The sequence below is a fragment of the Streptomyces sp. NPDC050546 genome, assembly GCF_044457425.1.
In the GTDB taxonomy this organism is placed as follows: Bacteria; Actinomycetota; Actinomycetes; order Streptomycetales; family Streptomycetaceae; genus Streptomyces.
Map to the genome: position 1 here is coordinate 102,553 of NZ_JBITGX010000007.1, position 18,080 is coordinate 120,632.

At 71.8% G+C, this 18,080-nt stretch carries 16 protein-coding genes; 2 read left to right on the plus strand and 14 right to left on the minus strand.

The window, feature by feature from the left end; all coding sequences use genetic code 11:
• Window positions 1-27 precede the first annotated feature (27 nt).
• The 4 genes from ACIBK5_RS18710 to rpe form a co-directional block, all read right to left on the minus strand.
• Window positions 28-1,470 (minus strand): GuaB1 family IMP dehydrogenase-related protein, encoded by a 1,443-nt coding sequence (locus tag ACIBK5_RS18710; protein WP_399020961.1) that lies wholly within the window; start codon window positions 1,468-1,470, stop codon window positions 28-30.
• A 108-nt stretch (window positions 1,471-1,578) separates the two neighbouring features.
• The gene (locus ACIBK5_RS18715; RefSeq protein ID WP_399021283.1) at window positions 1,579-1,932 is read right to left on the minus strand and encodes a barstar family protein; all 354 of its coding nucleotides are present in this window, start codon (window positions 1,930-1,932) and stop codon (window positions 1,579-1,581) included.
• A 24-nt stretch (window positions 1,933-1,956) separates the two neighbouring features.
• Window positions 1,957-3,000, minus strand: a complete 1,044-nt coding sequence (locus tag ACIBK5_RS18720; protein WP_382497562.1) for a sugar-binding transcriptional regulator — start codon at window positions 2,998-3,000, stop codon at window positions 1,957-1,959.
• A 78-nt stretch (window positions 3,001-3,078) separates the two neighbouring features.
• Window positions 3,079-3,765, minus strand: a complete 687-nt coding sequence (gene rpe / locus ACIBK5_RS18725; RefSeq protein ID WP_189726416.1) for a ribulose-phosphate 3-epimerase — start codon at window positions 3,763-3,765, stop codon at window positions 3,079-3,081.
• 134 nt (window positions 3,766-3,899) lie between these two features.
• Between rpe and ACIBK5_RS18730 the strand changes: the two genes are divergently transcribed.
• On the plus strand, window positions 3,900-6,047 hold the full coding sequence (locus ACIBK5_RS18730; protein ID WP_399020964.1) for an MMPL family transporter: 2,148 nt from the start codon (window positions 3,900-3,902) through the stop codon (window positions 6,045-6,047).
• Here the strand turns inward: ACIBK5_RS18730 and ACIBK5_RS18735 are convergent.
• Together ACIBK5_RS18735 and fmt are read right to left on the minus strand one after the other, a co-directional pair.
• The gene (locus ACIBK5_RS18735; RefSeq protein ID WP_399020966.1) at window positions 6,028-7,455 is read right to left on the minus strand and encodes an RsmB/NOP family class I SAM-dependent RNA methyltransferase; all 1,428 of its coding nucleotides are present in this window, start codon (window positions 7,453-7,455) and stop codon (window positions 6,028-6,030) included. The genes ACIBK5_RS18730 and ACIBK5_RS18735 overlap by 20 nt on opposite strands.
• 65 nt (window positions 7,456-7,520) lie before the next feature.
• Window positions 7,521-8,453, minus strand: coding sequence for a methionyl-tRNA formyltransferase (fmt, locus tag ACIBK5_RS18740; RefSeq protein ID WP_399020968.1), 933 nt, complete (start codon window positions 8,451-8,453; stop codon window positions 7,521-7,523).
• Between the two features lie 327 nt (window positions 8,454-8,780).
• Here fmt and ACIBK5_RS18745 point away from each other — a divergent pair, with 327 nt between their 5' ends.
• A complete protein-coding gene (locus ACIBK5_RS18745; RefSeq protein WP_399020969.1) occupies window positions 8,781-9,332 on the plus strand; it encodes a hypothetical protein in 552 nt (183 codons plus the stop codon).
• 148 nt (window positions 9,333-9,480) lie between these two features.
• Here the strand turns inward: ACIBK5_RS18745 and ACIBK5_RS18750 are convergent, their stop codons facing one another.
• From ACIBK5_RS18750 to ACIBK5_RS18785, 8 genes are all read right to left on the minus strand, one after another.
• Window positions 9,481-11,634: a primosomal protein N' gene (locus ACIBK5_RS18750; RefSeq protein WP_399020970.1), complete on the minus strand. Its 2,154-nt coding sequence runs from the start codon at window positions 11,632-11,634 to the stop codon at window positions 9,481-9,483.
• Between the two features lie 120 nt (window positions 11,635-11,754).
• Window positions 11,755-12,963 (minus strand): methionine adenosyltransferase, encoded by a 1,209-nt coding sequence (metK, locus tag ACIBK5_RS18755; RefSeq protein WP_399020972.1) that lies wholly within the window; start codon window positions 12,961-12,963, stop codon window positions 11,755-11,757.
• 237 nt (window positions 12,964-13,200) lie between these two features.
• Entirely contained in the window at window positions 13,201-14,403 is a 1,203-nt protein-coding gene (gene coaBC / locus ACIBK5_RS18760; RefSeq protein WP_399020974.1) for a bifunctional phosphopantothenoylcysteine decarboxylase/phosphopantothenate--cysteine ligase CoaBC, read from the minus strand.
• Between the two features lie 114 nt (window positions 14,404-14,517).
• On the minus strand, window positions 14,518-14,790 hold the full coding sequence (gene rpoZ / locus ACIBK5_RS18765; RefSeq protein ID WP_003988945.1) for a DNA-directed RNA polymerase subunit omega: 273 nt from the start codon (window positions 14,788-14,790) through the stop codon (window positions 14,518-14,520).
• A 70-nt stretch (window positions 14,791-14,860) separates the two neighbouring features.
• Window positions 14,861-15,454 (minus strand): guanylate kinase, encoded by a 594-nt coding sequence (gene gmk, locus ACIBK5_RS18770; protein WP_399020976.1) that lies wholly within the window; start codon window positions 15,452-15,454, stop codon window positions 14,861-14,863.
• 58 nt (window positions 15,455-15,512) lie between these two features.
• Entirely contained in the window at window positions 15,513-15,836 is a 324-nt protein-coding gene (locus ACIBK5_RS18775; protein WP_003977346.1) for an integration host factor, read from the minus strand.
• A gap of 277 nt (window positions 15,837-16,113) precedes the next feature.
• On the minus strand, window positions 16,114-16,959 hold the full coding sequence (pyrF, locus tag ACIBK5_RS18780; RefSeq protein ID WP_399020977.1) for an orotidine-5'-phosphate decarboxylase: 846 nt from the start codon (window positions 16,957-16,959) through the stop codon (window positions 16,114-16,116).
• Window positions 16,956-18,062: a quinone-dependent dihydroorotate dehydrogenase gene (locus ACIBK5_RS18785; protein ID WP_399020979.1), complete on the minus strand. Its 1,107-nt coding sequence runs from the start codon at window positions 18,060-18,062 to the stop codon at window positions 16,956-16,958. Before ACIBK5_RS18785 ends, pyrF begins: the two co-directional genes overlap by 4 nt.
• Window positions 18,063-18,080 lie beyond the last annotated feature (18 nt).

The window sequence follows — 18,080 nt, forward strand, 5'->3', positions numbered from 1 at the left end:
GGGGCCGTATGGACGGGCGTTGGCGCCTCAGCTCCAGCTGGCGTGCAGGGGCTTGCCCTCGGCGTAGCCGGCGGCGCTCTGGATGCCCACGATGGCCTTCTCGGCGAACTCCTCCAGGGAGCCGGCACCGGCGTAGGTGCAGGAGGAGCGGACGCCCGCGATGACCGAGTCGATCAGGTCCTCGACGCCCGGGCGGGCCGGGTCGAGGAACATGCGGGAGGTGGAGATGCCCTCCTCGAACAGCGCCTTGCGAGCACGGTCGTACGCCGACTCCTCCGAGGTGCGGTTGCGCACGGCACGCGCGGACGCCATGCCGAAGGACTCCTTGTACGCCCGCCCCTGCGCGTCGTGCTGGAGGTCGCCCGGGGACTCGTAGGTGCCCGCGAACCAGGAGCCGACCATCACGTTGGACGCGCCGGCCGCGAGGGCCATGGCCACGTCGCGCGGGTGGCGGACGCCGCCGTCGGCCCACACGTGCTTGCCGTACTTCTTCGCCTCGGCGGCGCACTCCAGGACGGCGGAGAACTGCGGCCGGCCGACGCCGGTCATCATGCGGGTGGTGCACATGGCGCCGGGTCCGACACCGACCTTGACGATGTCCGCGCCCGCCTCGATCAGGTCGCGCACACCCGCGGCGGCGACCACGTTGCCCGCGACGATCGGCACCCGCGGGTCGAGGTCGCGCACCAGCTTCAGGGCGCTGATCATCGACTCCTGGTGACCGTGGGCCGTGTCGATGACGAGCGCGTCGACCCCCGCGTCCAGCAGCTCCTGTGCCTTGCCCGCGACGTCGCCGTTGATGCCGACGGCGGCCGCGATGCGCAGCCGTCCCTGCGCGTCGGTGGCCGGCTTGTAGAGCGTGGCGCGCAGGGCGCCCTTGCGGGTCAGGATGCCGGCGAGCGTGCCGTCCTGGTTGACCGCGGGAGCGTAGCGGCGGTTGGCGTGGTCGAGGGTGTTGAAGGCCTCGCCCGGGTCCATGTCCGCGTCGATGAGCAGCAGGTCCCGGGACATGACCTCGGACAGCTGCGTGAAGCGGTCCACGCCGGACAGGTCGGCGTCGGTGACCACGCCGACCGGCGTGTGGGTGTCGTCGACGACGACCCCGGCGTTGTGCGCGCGCTTGGGCAGCAGGGCCAGCGCGTCGGCGACCGTCTGGTGCGGCGACAGGATGATCGGGGTGTCCAGCACCAGGTGCCGGCTCTTCACCCAGGAGACGACGTCGGTGACCACGTCGTTCGGGATGTCCTGCGGTATCACCACGAGGCCGCCGCGTCGGGCCACGGTCTCGGCCATACGGCGGCCCGCGATGGCGGTCATGTTGGCGACGACGAGCGGGATGGTGGTGCCCGTGCCGTCCGGGGAGCTGAGGTCGACGCCCTGCCGCGAGCCGACCGCGGAGCGGCTCGGCACCATGAAGACGTCGTCGTACGTCAGGTCGTACCCGGGCTGGATGTCATTGAGGAAACGCACGTGCTGCACATCCCAGTCGTTCAGAGGTGACCCCCGAACCGGACGGTCCGGGGGAAAGAGCACGTACTTCATTGTCCCACGACGACGGCCCGGACGTCCCTGAGCGGATCATCCAGGCTGGTCAGGGGGCCTCTCGGAGGATGCTCCAAGGCCGAGGGTCACGAAGAGGCCCGGGCCCCGGTCCGTCGCCTCGGCGAAGATCTCCTCGGCGACCTGCCACTCCTCGGGCCGCGTCTCGGCGTACGTCCGCCAGCCCCGCACGACGACCAGCAGCCCCCGCTCCCCTGACCCCTCGGGCCAGAGGGCGGGGTCGGCCAGGCAGTCGGCGAGGGCGTCCCAGTTGCGGCCGAACCAGTCGGGCAGGGCCAGGTCACGGGCGCAGCGGTCCATGAGGCCCGCCTTGTCCGTGACCCCGTCGAGGTCGAGAACGACCACGATCCGGCCCGCCGGGTCGTCCGGCACCTGGTGCGACTCCCTCACCATCCGTCAGACTCCGTCCGGGTCGGCCCTGTTGAGCGCGGACTTCGGCGCCGGGCCCGCCGTCATCAGGTAGTCCGCCGCCGATGTGTCCGTGACCAGGCTGGTGACCAGCCCGGACCGCAGCACCGCGTCGATCGCCGGCCCCTTGCGCTGCCCGCCGGCGATCGCGACGACCTCGGGGACGCGACGCAGCTGGTGGGTCTTGACGGTGATGCACCGCTCGCCCAGGTCGCGGCCGACCCGGCGGCCCTCGGCGTCGAAGAGATGCGCGGACATCTCTGCGGCGACACCGAGGGAGGCGTAGTGCGCGCGCTCCTCGTCGCTGAGCATGTCGTGCACCGTGGAGATGCCCGGCTCCCAGGAGCCGATGGAGACACAGGCGACGGTGACCTTGTCGAAGTGCTCGAAGGCCCGGGCGATCCCCGTCTGATTGCGCAGTGCCGTGGCCGTGGCCGCGTCGGGCAGCAGCATCGGCGCGTAGATGGGGTGGGCGTCACCGCCGGACACCTGGGCGGCGCGGCGTACGGCCTCGACCGAGCCGCGCTCGGCGGTCCCGGCGTCGTACACGCCCGTCAGCTGCACCACCGTGCACGGCGGCAGCCGGTCGAGCGCCGCCGCCATATGGATCGTGGAACGGCCCCAGGCCAGTCCCAGCACATCACCTTCGTTGACCAGTTCGCCGAGCAGGTCGGCGGCCACCTCTCCCAGGTTCTCGGGGTCGGGTGTCTCCTCGGCCTCGGCCGGAGACTCGACCACGACAGCGTGCCTGAGGCCGTAGCGGGCGCGGAGCGCGTCCGAGCGCTCGGCGTCCAGCTCGGCGGGCACACGGATCTCGATGCGTACGAGATCCCGTTCGAGGGCGGTCTCCAGGACCCGGGCCACCTTGAAGCGGCTGACGCCGAACTCCTCAGCGATCTGGATCTTGGACTTGCCCTCGAGGTAGAAGCGGCGGGCCATGGCCGCCGCCTGCACCAGCTCAGCGGGTCCCATCCGCATGGCTGACCGGCCCGCCGACATACCCGACACGGCGATCTCCTCACTGCTGTTCACACTCTGGATTCGCCGTTCATCCTTGCAGATCCGGCGCGCTTGATCAGCCCTGATCGGAGCCGTTCACTTTGCTGTGGCTCAGTGGTCGCAGGCCCAGGATGCCTTGGCCGTCGTCGCCTCAGCCTGCGTGCGTAGTGCACGTACCGCCTCGGCCGGGTCTTTTGCCCCGTAGACCGCCGATCCGGCCACGAAGACATCGGCTCCGGCGTCGGCGCAGCGCTCGATGGTGGACGCCGAAACTCCGCCGTCGACCTGGAGCCAGAGCTCCAGACCGTGCTTGCTGATCAACTCGCGGGTGCGGCGAATCTTCGGAAGCATGATGTCGAGGAAGGCCTGCCCCCCGAAGCCCGGTTCCACCGTCATGATCAGCAGCATGTCGAGCTCGGGGAGCAGGTCCTCGTACGGCTCGATGGGGGTCGCGGGCTTCAGCGCCATGGAGGCGCGGGCGCCCTTGGCACGGATCTCCCGGGCGAGCCGGACCGGTGCGGCGGCCGCCTCGACATGGAAGGTGACGGAACCGGCCCCCGCCTCCACGTACTGGGGCGCCCACCGATCGGGGGCCTCGATCATCAGGTGGCAGTCCAGCGGAGTGTCCGTCGCACGGGCGAGAGACTCCACGACCGGCACCCCGAGCGTGAGGTTCGGGACGAAATGGTTGTCCATGACGTCGACGTGGAGCCAGTCGGCTCCCTCCACGGCCTTCGCCTCGTCCGCGAGACGGGCGAAGTCGGCGGACAGGATGCTGGGGTTGATCTGCGCGGCCATGGCCTAAGCCTATGCGCTGCGCTGGGCTCGGGCGGTGGGGGTCCCAGGACTGGCGGTCTCCGACGGGTGCGGGTTGTGTGTGGCTGGTCGCGCAGTTCCCCGCGCCCCTTCAGGGCATCGGTGCGGAGGTCTTGATGACAAACAACCGGGGCATCGGTCATCTGGTCTGTGGCCGACGGGCCAAGTGGCTGGTTCTGGGCCTGTGGGTGGTCGTGCTGTTCGTGGTGGCGCCGTTCGCGATGAAGCTCACCGACGCCCAGGACAACGACGCGGCGTCCTGGCTGCCGGGGTCCGCGGAGTCGACGCAGGTGCTGGAGTTGTCGAAGGACTTCCGGCCCGAGCAGATCCCCGCGGTCGTCGTCTACGCCCGGGACAGCGGGCTCACCGCACAGGACCGCGCGCAGATCACCGAGGACGCGGCGGAGCTGAGGCAGCTGAGCGACCACGGCATCCGGGGCGCGGAGACCCGGGGGCCCGTCTACGACCGGCCGGCCGATCCCCGGGCGGCGGAGATCCTCGTACCGATCACGATGGACGAGAAGGGCTGGGAGCGGATCGCGCCCGCGGTCGACTCCATGCGGGACGTCACCGGCGACAGCCACGGCGGCCTCGCCGTGCACATCACCGGGCCGGGCGGCACGTCGGCGGACTTCTCCGAGGCCTTCGAGGGCATCGACTCGACGCTGCTGGTGTCGGCCATGGCCGTCGTCATCGTCATGCTGCTGATCACCTACCGCAGTCCCACCCTGCTGCTGGTCCCGTTGCTCGCCGTGATCGCGGCGCTGTTCACCGCACAGGCGCTGATCTACTTCCTCGCCGAGCACGCCGGCCTGACGGTCAACGGGCAGAGCGCCGGCATCCTCACGGTGCTCGTGTTCGGCGCGGGGACGGACTACGCGCTGCTGCTCGTGGCGCGCTACCGGGAGGAACTGCGCCGCCACGAGGACCGGCACGAGGCGATGGCGCTCGCCCTGCACCGGGCGGGCCCCGCCGTGCTCGCCTCCGGGGCGACGGTCGTGCTGAGCATGCTGGTGCTGCTGGTCGCGGAGATGAACTCCACCAGCGGCCTGGGCCCGGTCGCCGCGATCGGCGTGGCGGTCGCCCTCCTGGCGATGATGACCCTGTTCCCGGCCCTGCTGGTGATCTTCGGCCGCTGGATCTTCTGGCCGGTGATCCCGCACCTCGGCTCGGCCGACCCGACCGGGCGCGGCATCTGGGCCCGCACCGGCCGCCGTATCGCCCGCCGTCCGCGCACGGTCTGGGCGGCGACGGCTCTCGTCCTCGCGGTCTGCTCGCTCGGTCTCATCCAGCTGCGTGCGGAGGGCATCAGCAATGCGGACGCCTTCACGGGCAAGCCGGACTCGATCGTCGGCCAGGAGGTCTCCGAGCAGTACTTCCCCGCCGGCAGCGGCAGTCCGCTCGTCATCGTCTCCAACCAGGCGCAGGCCCGGCAGGTGGGCCGCGCGGTCGCCGGGACCGAGGGCGTCGTGCCGACCTCGCTGGGCCTGCCCCCGGCCACGAGACCCGTGTACGAGGGCAAGGTGCTGTTCGAGGCGACCCTGGCCGATCCGGCGGACAGCGAGGCGGCCGAGCAGACCGTCGAAAGGGTGCGGGACGCGGTGCACGCGGTGCCGGACGCGGACGCCCAGGTGGGCGGCGCCACGGCCGGGCTCATCGACATGGACAGGGCGACGATCCACGACAACATCGTGATCATCCCGCTGGTCCTGGCGGTCGTCCTGCTGATCCTGTGCGCGTTGCTACGGTCCTTGATCGCCCCGCTGCTGCTGGTCGGGACGGTGATCCTGTCCTTCACGGCGGCCCTTGGCCTCAGCGCGCTCGCGTTCCGCCACATCTTCGACTACGCGGGCGAGGCGACCGACTTCCCGTTGTTCGTCTTCGTATTCCTGGTCGCCCTGGGCATCGACTACAACATCTTCCTCACCACCCGCATCCGCGAGGAGGCGGCCCGCAAGGGCACCAGAGAGGGCGTGGTCACGGGGCTCGCCGCCACCGGCGCGGTCATCACCTCCGCGGGCCTGGTGCTGGCCGGCACCTTCGCCGCCCTCGGCACCCTCCCGATGGTCGCCTTCGCCGAGATCGGCTTCGCGGTGGCCCTCGGCGTCCTCATCGACACGTTCATCGTGCGCTCGGTCCTGGTGACGTCCCTGTTCCTGGACGTGGGACCGAAGGTGTGGTGGCCGCACCGGCTGGCCAGGGAGGACGGCGGTGCGGCGCGCCAGGAGAGCGCCGGAGCGGGGGTCAGCCGGTCCGGCGAATGAGGGCCAGGTACATGGCGTCGGTCCCGTGCAGATGCGGCCACAGCTGGATGTCTGGCCCCTCGCCCAGATCCGGTACGCCGGGCAGCAGCGGCCGCGCGTCGACGAGGTCGGTGTCCGGGAGCTGCTTGAGCACGTCGGCGACCACGGCCCGGGTCTCGGCGAGGTGCGGGGAGCACGTCGCGTAGCCCACGACGCCGCCGACCCGCACCGACTCCAGGGCGGTGCACAGCAGCCCGCGCTGCAACGGCGCGAACCCCTCCAGGTCGTCGGGCCGGCGCCGCCAGCGTGCCTCGGGGCGGCGCCGCAGGGCGCCCAGACCGGTGCACGGCACGTCGACCAGGACCCGGTCGAAGCTGCCGGGCCGCCACGCCGGACGGGTCCCGTCCGCGGTGATCACCTGATACGGCCCGGGATTGCCTTCCAGTGCGCCCGCCACGAGCCCGGCTCGGTGCGGCTGTTTCTCGGAGGCGAGCAGCAGCGCGCCCCGTTCGGCGGCGAGGGCGCCGAGCAGCGCGGCCTTGCCGCCGGGCCCAGCGCACCCGTCAAGCCAGCGCCGGTCGGGCCCGTCCAACGGCGCGTTGGCGAGGGCGATGGCGACGAGCTGGCTGCCCTCGTCCTGCACGCCCGCGCGCCCGTCCCGGACCGCCTCGATGGCGCCCGGCTCGCCGCCCTCGGTCAGCCGTACGGCATACGGCGACCAGCGCCCCGGCACGGCGGCGTCCTCGTCGAGCAGTTCCCCGGCGGTGGCCCGCCCGGGCCGCGCCACCAGGGTCACCTCGGGCCGCTCGTTGTCGGCGCGGAGCAACTCCTCGATGCCGGCCCGCCCGCCGCCGAGGGAGTCCCACAGCGCGGACACGACCCACCGCGGATGCGAGTGGACGACGGCGAGATTGTCCTCGGGATCCTCGTCGTAGGGCGGCGCGACCCGCTCGAGCCAGCCGTCCAGATCGTCCTGCGCGATCTTCCGCAGCACGGCGTTGACGAACTTGGCCCGTCCGTCGCCGAGCACGACCCGCGCGAGCTCGACCGTGGCGGACACGGCCGCGTGGGTCGGGATCCGCGTCCCGAGCAACTGGTGGGCGCCGAGGCTCAGCACGTCCAGCACCGGCGGATCGACGTCACCGAGCGGCCGGTCCACGCAGGACGCGATGACCGCGTCGTACGTCCCCTGCCACCGCAGCGTCCCGTACACCAGCTCGGTGGCGAGCGCCGCGTCCCGCGCGTCGAACTTCTCGGGTCCCTCGTTCTCCCGCGCTTTGCGCAGCAACGGCGGCAGGACGAGGTTGGCGTAGGCGTCCCGCTCGTCCACGGCCCTGAGCGCCTCGAAGGCGAGGATGCGGACGGGGTCCTTCTTGGGCCGACGGTAGGGCTTGCCGGACGTGCGGGGCCGACGGGGCTGTTCGCTCACGAAAAAGGTGCTCCGGGTGTGAGAAGAAGTGCGCCGTCCAGCCTACGCCGCCGGGAGCAGGGGCATCAGCCCCCGAGCCGCTCCCCGTCGGCGATCCGCACGCCGCGCGCCCAGTCCGCGGCCCTCATCGGCTTCTTGCCCTGGGCCTGCACCCACAGCAGCTCGACACCGTACGAACCGGTGCCGACGTACACGTTGTTCTTCCCCGCGGAGATCTGCCCCGGGGCGAGGTCCGCCCGGTCGGGCACGGGGGTGACCTGGATGAGCTTGAGCCGCTCGCCGCGGAAGGTGGTCCAGGCGCCGGGGGCCGGGGTGCAGCCCCGTACCATCCGGTCGACGCGCAGCGCGGGGGCGGCCCAGTCGAGGTGGGCGTCCTCGACGTTGACCTTCGGCGCGTGGCTGATGCCGTCGGCCGGCTGCGGTACGGCCTTCAGCGTGCCGTCCTCGATCCCGTCCATGGTCGCCGCGAGCAGCCCGGCACCGGCGAAGGCGAGCCGCGTCAGCAGGTCCCCGCTGGTGTCGGTGGCCCGGATCTCCTCGGTCACCGTCCCGTACACCGGCCCCGAGTCGAGCCCCTCCTCGATCAGGAACGTCGATGCCCCGGTGATCTCGTCGCCGGCCATGATGGAGTGCTGCACGGGGGCGGCCCCGCGCCAGGCCGGCAGCAGGGAGAAGTGCAGATTGACCCAGCCGTGCGCGGGGACGTCGAGAGCGACGCGGGGCAGCAGCGCACCGTAGGCGACGACGGGGCAGCAGTCCGGCGCGATCTCCCGCAGCCGCTCCAGGAACTCGGGGTCCTTCGGCTTCGCGGGCTTCAGCACCTCGATCCCGGCCTCCTCCGCCCGCTCGGCGACGGGCGACGCGACCAGCCTGCGCCCGCGCCCGGCCGGCGCGTCGGGCCGCGTGACGACAGCGGCCACCTCGTGCCGCCCGGAGGCGAGAAGAGCGTCCAGAGCGGGAACGGCGACCTCGGGTGTACCGGCGAAGACGAGCTTCATGGGGTGGTGGGGGCCTCTCGGGGGCGGGGATCGACAACGGGCAACGCCCAAGTCTATGAGCCCCGCACGGAAAGCCGCCGACGGCGCCCGGCCCTCACGGGAGAGCTCAGCCTCTTGAACGGCTGTTACTGGCGGCGCGCGGGTGGGAGACACAAGCCGAAGGCCGCAGGCCGAGGCGCACACCCCGCGCAAACAGGCGCACGCATATGCCCCTACGCCCCCACACCGTGACCCGCGGAGCGAATCCGCGTTGGTCAAGACAGAGTTGACCACAACGGGCCGTGATCACGGCCCATTCCTTTCAACGCCGGTTCGAGAGGCTTGTTCATGGCCGACCACGCAACCCACGACGCCCAGGCTCGGGCCAGCCTGCACTTGCTGGTGCGGGACATCGAGCGGGTCCGCCGGCAGGTGGACGCACTGCGCACCCTCACCGCCCAGCTGGGCAATGTCTACCGCCCGCGCCGCTCCGGCCCTTCCACGGGCTTCGTCGTCTACGGACGCGCCCCCGCCCCGACGGTACGTCTCGCCCAGGAGCTGCGGGACAGTGTCGAGACCTTGGTCACCGCGGCCGTGGACTTCGACCGCTCGCTCGGCTTCTCGTGGGACGCGGTGGGCTCCGCGCTCGGAGTCACCAAACAGGCGGTGCACCGCCGTTACGGCGCACGCCGTGCCGCGACCACGGCCCAGGCGGCCGCGGCCGAGCCGGAGCGCACACCGGAGCCGACGGGCGGTCGCGCGGTCGGTATGCCCACCGGCCTGCCCACGGTACCGACGGTCCCCGCCGCCCGCTCCATGCCCACGCAGCCGACGGCAGGCAGCCCCGCACTCCGCGACGAGGCACGGCCGACGGCGTTCCCCGGCCCGCGCAACGGCTGAACCACCCCTCGCCCTGCCCTCCCGGGACGCCTTCGGGAGGGCAGTCGCACATCCGGGCGACGCCCCGCCGGCTCCGGCTGCACCAGGGCCGGCCCGCTGGGTGGCAGCGGTCGACGACCCTTCTGCGGCAGCTCACCCGGCCATCGGCTCACCCGATGTCAGCCGGATCGATCCGTACCCAGACGCCGGCCCCGCTCCCACTCCCCCGGGCCATCCGCGCGGCCTGGGCGGCCTTGAGCGCGGCGGCCAGCGCGGCTCCCTTCCCGGGCGGCACCCGCAGCAACGCACGCTCCCACTGCTCCCCGGGCGGCGGCGCCCCCACCCGCCGCGGTCGCCCCGCAGCCGGGACGGGCAGCGGCACCGGCCCCAGCACCTCGGCCTCCGGCGGCAGTTCGGCCGCACGGAGAAACTCGGCCACCGCCTCGGGCGGCCCCGACACCGCCGCCATCCGCGACACCGGCGGCAACCCCAGCTCGGCCCGCTCGGCGAGTTCCCGCACCGCGTGACCGACGGGATCCCACCGTACGAGCGCCTGGACGGGCCGCAGCGTCGGCTCGGCGACGACCACCACCGTGCCGCCCGCCGACTGCGGCCGGACGAGTGCCCCGGCCGCGATCCACCGCCGCAACGCGTCCTCCCCGGCCCGCAGATCGGGCCGCCCGAGCATGGCCCACCCGTCCAGCAGCAGCGCCGCCGCGTACCCGCCCTCGGCGACCGGCTCGGCCCCCGGCGTGCTCACCACCAGCGCGGGCGTCCCCGGGACCGTGTCGAGCACATGTTCACGCCCCGAGGTCCGCACCGGGACCGCCGGGAAGGCGCGCCCCAGTTCCTCGGCGGTCCGCCGCGCCCCGACCACCGAGGCACGCAGCCGGAAGGCACCGCACTCCGGGCAGTGCCAGCCGCTCTCCTCGCGGCCGCACCATCCGCAGCACAAGGCACCGCCGTCCCGCGTCTCCAGCGGCCCGGAGCAGTGCCTGCACCGCGCGGGCGCCCGGCAGTTGGCGCACGCCATGCGTGGCACATATCCCCGCCGGGGCACCTGCACCAGCACCGGGCCGTGCTTCAAGCCCTCCCTGACGGCCTGCCAGGCGAGGGTCGGCAGCCGGGCGGCCCGGGCGGCCTCGTCCCGGGCGAGGTCCCCGTCCCCCACGGTCCGCACGAGCGGAGCGGCTCCCCGGACCTGCTCCCGTCCGGCGACGAGCGGCCGGGCCCACCCGGTCTCGACGAGCTGTGCCGCCTCCACCGTGCAGCCCCAGCTGCCCAGCAGGAAGCCGCACCTGTCCTGCGCCGCCCGCAGCAGGAGCACCTCCCGCGCATGGGGCTGCGGGGCGTGCTGCTCGCTGTGGCTGTCGTCCCCGTCGTCCCAGAGGGCCACGAGCCCGAGGTCCTGGACCGGCGCGAACATCGCGGCCCGTGTCCCGATCACGGCCCGTACGGAACCGCGCCGCACCGCGAGCCACTGCGCGTACCGCTTCTCGGGCCCCGCGTCGGCGGTGAGCACCGCGTGCCGCCCCTCCCCGAGCAGGGAGGTCAGGGCGGCGTCGGCCCGCGCGACGGCCCGTCCGTCGGGCACGACGACGAGCGCCCCCCGTCCGGAGGCCAGTGTCGCCGCGACGGCGCGGGCCAGCTCCTCGCTCCACCGCGGCCCCGGCAGCGCGTTCCACACGGCCCGTGGGGCACCGCCGGACGCGAGGGACTCCACGAAGGCCGCTCCCCGCTCGTACCGCTGCCAGGACCCGGGCTCGGGGGCCGGGGGCGGCGCCAGGGGCGTGGGCGAGGCGCGCTGCTCGGCGCGCGCGTTACGCGGCGGCACGGCGAGTTGCAGGACATCCGCGAGGCTGCCCGCGTACCGGTCGGCGACCGCCCGGGCCAGCCCCAGCAGTTCCTCGCTCAGCACCCGCTCGGGCGACACGACCTGGGCGAGGGCGGCCAGCGGCCCGGAGTACTCGGACTCGGCCAGTCGCTCGACGAGGAACCCGTCGATCAGCCCGCCGCCCTCGCGGCGTCCGTCCCGCACCCGGCTCCGCCCGGCCCCGAACCGTACCCGCACCCGCACGCCCGGCTGGGCGTCGGCGTCCAGTTCCTCGGGCACCGCGTAGTCGAAGTACCGGTCGAGGTGGAGCACGCCCTTGTCGACGAGGACGCGCGCGACAGGCAGCTCCTTGGCGAGCGCGGCTCCTCGCCAGGTCCGCGGCTTGGCCCGGGGCGTCTTGGCCTTCCGCACGCTCTCCCGGATGAGCGCGAGCTGCTCGGGCGGCGCACCCTCCGCACCGCCGTCCGCCTGTCCGTTCTCGCTGCTCACGCTTGCATTCTTACCAAACACCACTGACAACCGGCGGTGCCGGCGAAGCCCCCGGGCAACGACGAGGCCCGGCCCCCCGAAGGGTGCCGGGCCTCACTCGGTGCCGTGGGGGCGTCGGACCTACAGGCCCGCCGCCTTGCGCAGCGCGTCCACGCGGTCCGCCTGCTCCCACGTGAACTCGGGAAGCTCACGACCGAAGTGGCCGTACGCCGCGGTCTGGGCGTAGATCGGGCGGAGCAGGTCGAGGTCGCGGATGATCGCGGCCGGGCGGAGGTCGAAGACCTCGTCGATCGCCTTCTCGATCTTGTCCGTGTCGATCTTGGCGGTGCCGAAGGTCTCGACGAACAGGCCCACCGGCTCGGCCTTGCCGATCGCGTACGCCACCTGGACCTCGCAGCGGGTGGCGAGGCCCGCGGCGACGACGTTCTTGGCGACCCAGCGCATCGCGTACGCGGCGGAGCGGTCGACCTTGGACGGGTCCTTGCCCGAGAAGGCACCGCCGCCGTGGCGGGCCATGCCGCCGTAGGTGTCGATGATGATCTTGCGGCCGGTCAGGCCGGCGTCGCCCATCGGGCCGCCGATCTCGAAGCGGCCGGTGGGGTTGACCAGGAGACGGTAGTTCTCCGTGTCGATCTTGATGCCCTCGTCGAGCAGCGCCTTCAGCTCCGGCTCGACGACGAACTCCTTGATGTCCGGAGCCAGCAGCGAGTCGAGGTCGATGTCGGAGGCGTGCTGGGAGGAGACCACGACGGTGTCCAGGCGGACCGCCTTGTCGCCGTCGTACTCGATGGTGACCTGGGTCTTTCCATCCGGGCGCAGGTAGGGGATGGTGCCGTTCTTGCGCACCTCGGACAGGCGCTTGGACAGGCGGTGGGCCAGGAAGATCGGCAGCGGCATCAGCGTCGGGGTCTCGTCCGTCGCATAGCCGAACATCAGGCCCTGGTCGCCCGCGCCCTGCTTGTCGAGCTCGTCCTCGTCGCCCTCGACACGGGACTCGTACGCCGTGTCGACACCCTGGGCGATGTCCGGGGACTGTGCGCCGATGGACACCGAGACGCCGCAGGAGGCGCCGTCGAAGCCCTTCTTCGAGGAGTCGTAGCCGATTTCGAGGATCTTGTTCCGGACCAGCGTCGCGATGTCCGCGTACGTCTTGGTCGTGACCTCGCCGGCCACGTGAACCAGGCCGGTCGTGATCAGAGTCTCGACGGCGACCCGAGAGGTCGGGTCCTCGCGGAGCAACGCGTCGAGAATGGTGTCGCTGATCTGGTCAGCGATCTTGTCGGGGTGACCCTCGGTCACGGACTCCGAGGTGAACAGGCGACGGGACACAACGCTCCCTGGGGTTGCAGCGGCTGCTGGCTGATCATTGGCGGACGGCGGGGGCTGCACCTCGCGCCGTCCGTGGAACAGTTTACGGGTCACGCTTCGGACACGGTCCCCCTGTCTCGCCACTCGGGAGAGCTGTGACCTGCGGCACGGGCATTCTGCCCAATGTGGAGCGGCGTTGACCAGAGGCGCCACGCCTGGATCAGGCGGGATTCGAGGGGACGCACGGCGACTGGACCATCAGCGCAGGCGCCCGGCCACCAGGTCCCATACGGTTTCGGCCAGGGCTTCTTTGGGGCCGTGCGCCACGGCGGTCTCGCTGCCGTCGGCGCCCAGCACGACGGCCTCGTTCTCCTCGGAACCGAAGGTCTTGCGCTCCCCGACCTCGTTCACGACCAGCAGATCGCAGCCCTTGCGCTTCAGTTTGGCGCGGCCGTTCGCGAGCACGTCGTCCGTCTCCGCGGCGAAGCCGACGATCACCTGTCCGGGGCGGACCCGGTCGGTGGAGATCTCCGCGAGGATGTCCGGATTACGCACCAGGGCGATGGGCTCCGGCTCCTGGTCGTCCTTCTTCTTGATCTTCCCGGCCGCGTAGGTCACCGGGCGGAAGTCCGCCACCGCCGCCGCCATGACCACGGCGTCGGCGTCGGCGACGGCGCTCAGCACCGCCTCGCGCAGTTGCAGGGCCGTGCCGACGGGGACGACGTCCACCCCGGCCGGGTCCGGCAGGGTGCTGTTGGCCGCGATCAGCGTGACACGGGCGCCGCGGGCGGCAGCGGTGCGGGCGAGGGCGTAGCCCTGCTTGCCGGAGGAGCGGTTGCCCAGGAACCGGACCGGGTCCAGGGGCTCGCGGGTGCCGCCCGCGCTGACCACGACATGCCGTCCCTTGAGGTCCGGCTCACTCACGCCCCGGGCCAGCACCCGGCGGCAGACCTCGAAGATCTCGCCCGGGTCGGGCAGCCGGCCCTTGCCGGTGTCGACGCCGGTGAGACGGCCCACGGCCGGCTCGATGACCACGGCGCCACGGCGGCGCAGCGTCGCCACGTTCTCCTGGGTGGCCGGGTGCTCCCACATCTCCGTGTGCATGGCGGGGGCGAAGACGACCGGGCAGCGGGCGGTGAGCAGCGTGTTGGTGAGCAGGTCGTCGGCGAGTCCGTGGGCCGCCTTGGCGAGCATGTCGGCGGTGGCAGGGGCGACGACGACCAGGTCGGCATGCTGTCCGATGCGGACGTGCGGGACCTCGTGCACGTCGTCCCAGACCTCGGTGGAGACCGGGTGCCCGGAGAGCGCGGACCAGGTGGCGGCACCGACGAAGTGCAGCGCGGAGGCCGTGGGCACCACGCGCACGTCATGGCCCGACTCCGTCAGCCGCCGCAGCAGCTCACAGGCCTTGTACGCGGCGATACCGCCACTGACCCCCAGAACGACCTTCGGCTTGTCCACGTCTCTCCCCGGACCTCGGCAACCGGCACACCGTACGACTCCATGACACACCACAGGCCCGGCAGTCGACCTGCCGGGCCTGTGGAAAAGTCAGCGTCAAGCTGGAAATACTACTTACTGCGCCGGGCCCTCGACGGCCTCGGACGTGAGCAGCCCCGCGTTGATCTCGCGGAGGGCGATCGAGAGCGGCTTCTCGTGGACGTGGGTGTCGACGAGGGGACCGACATACTCGAGGAGGCCCTCGCCGAGCTGCGAGTAGTACGCGTTGATCTGGCGGGCCCGCTTGGCCGCGTAGATCACGAGGCTGTACTTCGAGTCGGTGGCCTCGAGGAGCTCGTCGATCGGCGGGTTGATGATGCCCTCGGGCGCGGAGATGGAAGAGGACACGCTCTACCTTCCGATGGGTGGGAAAGAATCTGTCTGGGTGATCAGCGAGGATCGGGACGATCAGCGATGGTCACACGACGTTCGTCAAGGCTAGCAGCTCGCGAGCCACATCCTCGACGGCGGTGTTGACCAGGGTGGTGTCGAACTCCGGCTCGGCGGCGAGTTCGATCTTCGCCGCCTCGAGCCGGCGCTCGATCACCTCGGGCGGTTCGGTACCCCGCCCGGTGAGTCTGCGCACCAGCTCCTCCCAGGAGGGAGGAGCCAGGAACACCAGCTGGGCCTCGGGCATCGACTCCCGGACCAGACGGGCACCCTGCAGGTCGATCTCCAGGAGGACCGGCTCACCGGCCTCCAGGCGCTCCTGCACGGCCGCACGCGGCGTGCCGTAGCGGTTGCCGGCGAATTCGGCCCACTCCAGCAGTTCGCCGTTGGCGATCAGCTTGTCCATCTCGTCGTCGGTGACGAAGAAGTAGTGGACTCCGTGCTTCTCGCCGGGGCGGGGCTTGCGGGTCGTCGCCGACACCGAGAGCCAGACCTCGGGGTGTTCCTTGCGCATATGAGCGACGACCGTGCTCTTGCCGACCCCGGAGGGGCCGGAGAGCACGGTCAGCCGCGGACGTACGTCCGGGGGTACGGGGGTCGTCCCCCGGGGTGTTGCAGCCATGCAGCGATTATCCAGCAATCCCGGAGTGCCCGGGACTCGCTTCCCCGGAGAGCGAAGTTCAGGAGCCGGTGCTGCCGAACTCACGCTCCAAGGAGGCGATCTGGTTGGACCCGAGGCCGCGCACACGACGGCTCTCGGAGATGCCGAGTCGCTCCATGATCTGCTTGGCGCGGACCTTGCCCACGCCCGGCAGGGACTCAAGGAGAGCGGAGACCTTCATCTTGCCGATGACGTCGTTCTCCTGGCCCTGCTTGATGACCTCGTGAAGGGAGGCGCCGGAGTGCTTGAGTCGATTCTTGACCTCGGCCCGCTCCCGGCGAGCCGCGGCGGCCTTTTCGAGCGCGGCTGCGCGCTGTTCAGGGGTAAGGGGCGGAAGAGCCACGCCTACGTCACCTCGGATGTCGAACTGTCGGATACGGACCGGTGAGGAACCTAGTCGCCCCACACCTGGGGAGCCACGAGCAACACGCTTGCCCGGTGACTCTCGTCGGAGACTAGCGGGCAAGTCCGCCAGAGTCAGCGAGAACAGCGGAAAAGTCCTGGTCAGCCTTCATCTGAACAGACATTTAGGACATACTGCCCCGGATTTGAGGATGTATTCAGACTCAAGCCCGTCCCCGGCCACTCATCGGAGGACTCACAAGAAGGTCAGGAAGTGGTCAGGAGGAGGTCACAGCGTGACGGATCTCCTGAGCGAAACGTTCCGCGGCGTCACGCAGCGCGACCGCTTCGGGACCGTGGCGTAGCACTCCCCGGCTGACGTTCGGCACGACATTGCGCACCGCCGCCCCGAAGACCGCCGGAAGATCGGCCGGCGTGGCCCCCTGGGCGCCGATGCCGGGCGCGAGGAGCGGGCCGTTGATGTCCAGGTCGTACGACGACAGATCACCGAGGGTGGCGCCGACGACCGCTCCGAAGGACCCCAGGGGCTCCTCCCCGGCGTTCTCGGCGGACAGGTGCGCGAGCATCGTCGCTCCGATGTTCCGGCCGTCGGACCGTACGGCGTGCTGGACCTCGCCGCCCTCCGGGTTGGAGGTCAGCGCCAGCACGAACAGCCCGGAGCCGCTCTCCCGGGCCAGTGCGACGGCCGGGCTGAGCGAGCCGTAGCCGAGGTAGGGCGAGACCGTCAGCGCGTCGGAGAACAGCGGCGCGTCCTTGTGCAGGAACGACTCGGCGTACGCGGCCATGGTCGAGCCGATGTCGCCGCGCTTGGCGTCCATGACGACCAGGGCGCCCGCCGCCCGCGCCTCGGCCACCGACGCCTCCAGGACGGCAAGGCCGCGCGAGCCGAACCGCTCGAAGAACGCGCTCTGCGGCTTGAGCACGGCGACCCGGTCGGCCAGCGCCTCGACGACCGTGCGGCTGAACCGCTCCAGGCCCGCCACGTCGTCGTTCAGGCCCCACTCGGCGAGCAGGGAGGCGTGCGGGTCGATGCCGACGCAGAGCGGGCCGCGCTCGTCCATGGCCCGGCGCAGACGCGCGCCGAAGGGTTCGAGAGGACTCATGCCGTCTTCCTCACGTCGGCGCCCACCGCGTCGGCGAGCGTGGCGTACGGGCTGGTGCGCAGGCGCGCGGCGAGCCCTTTGTGGATCGCGCGGCCCCAGAAGGGCCCCTCGTAGATGAAGGCGCTGTAGCCCTGGACCAGCGTGGCACCGGCCAGGATGCGCTGCCAGGCGTCCTCGGCGCTCTCGACGCCGCCCACGCCCACCAGGGTGATCCGGTCGCCCACGCGCGCGTAGAGGCGGCGCAGGACCTCCAGGGAGCGTTCCTTCAGCGGCGCCCCGGACAGGCCGCCGGTCTCCTTGACCAGGGAGGGGTCGGACTTCAGGCCGAGTCCGTCGCGCGCGATGGTGGTGTTGGTGGCGATGATGCCGTCCAGGCCCAGCTCCACGGCGAGGTCGGCGACCGCGTCGATGTCCTCGTCGGCGAGGTCCGGCGCGATCTTGACCAGGAGCGGGACACGCCGCGCCGACACCGCGCCGTCGGCGGCCTCGCGGACGGCGCTCAGCAGGGGGCGCAGCGCCTCCGTGGCCTGCAGATTGCGCAGACCGGGCGTGTTCGGGGAGGAGACGTTGACCACGAGGTAGTCGGCGTAGGGCGCCAGCCGCTCGGCGGACTTCACGTAGTCCGCGACGGCCTCCTCCTCGGGTACGACCTTGGTCTTGCCGATGTTGACGCCGACGACGGTCCTGAGGACCGGCGTACGGGAGGCCAGGCGGGCGGCGACGCGGAGCGAGCCGTCGTTGTTGAAGCCCATGCGGTTGATCAGTGCCCGGTCCTTGACCAGGCGGAACAGCCGCTGCTTGGGGTTGCCGGGCTGCGGCTCGCCGGTCACCGTGCCGATCTCGACGTGGTCGAAGCCGAGCATCGCCATGCCGTCGATGCCCACGGCGTTCTTGTCGAAGCCCGCCGCGAGCCCGAAGGGGCCGTGCATGCGCAGCCCGAAGGCCTCCGTGCGCAGCTCCTTGTGGCGGGGCGCGAGGGCGGCCGCGAGGAAGGTGCGCAGCACGGGGACGCGGGCGGCCAGGCGGATCCAGCGGAAGGCCAGGTGGTGGGCCTGCTCCGGGTCCAGCCGCTTGAAGACGAGACTGAAGAAGATCTTGTACATGATGTCCTCACGAAGACG